The organism is Hyphomonas beringensis (genome assembly GCF_000682755.1).
In the GTDB taxonomy this organism is placed as follows: Bacteria; Pseudomonadota; Alphaproteobacteria; order Caulobacterales; family Hyphomonadaceae; genus Hyphomonas; species Hyphomonas beringensis.
Map to the genome: position 1 here is coordinate 1 of NZ_AWFF01000105.1, position 446 is coordinate 446.

Genomic DNA, 446 nt, shown 5'->3' on the forward strand with positions numbered 1-446 from the left:
TTCTGGTTTATTTTGCAGACCGCGCCGCACTCAGTCTGTTCCTGGGTAATAAAACCGAAACCATCGACATCGCACAGCATATCAATGCGGTGGTCAGTTGGGGCTTCGTGATGTTTGGCGTCATGATGGTGATATTCGGTACGGTTCGCGCAACCGGCGCAGTCATCCCGCCTTTGATTATTGTGACGCTGTCTCTGGTCGGTGTCCGCGTCGGCATCACCGCCTTCCTCGAGCCGACCCTGGGAGAGGAAGCAATCTGGTGGTCCTACCCCATCAGTTCAGCGGTCTCCATGGTGCTGGCAATCGGCTATTACCGGTTCGGCAAATGGCGCGAGGCAACCATGCTGACGGGGTCTCAGCCAAACCGCCCCACCCAGCCCGAAACCGAGCACGCTGCCAGCCCATCAAAACCGAGCTGGATTGGTATTGAATGAAGCAAAGCACGC

General features: G+C 57.0%; 1 pseudogene. It reads left to right on the forward strand.

Annotation, left to right across the window (positions count from 1 at the left end):
• A pseudogene (locus HY29_RS19460) lies at positions 1-434 on the forward strand (MATE family efflux transporter); the annotation flags it as partial.
• Positions 435-446 lie beyond the last annotated feature (12 nt).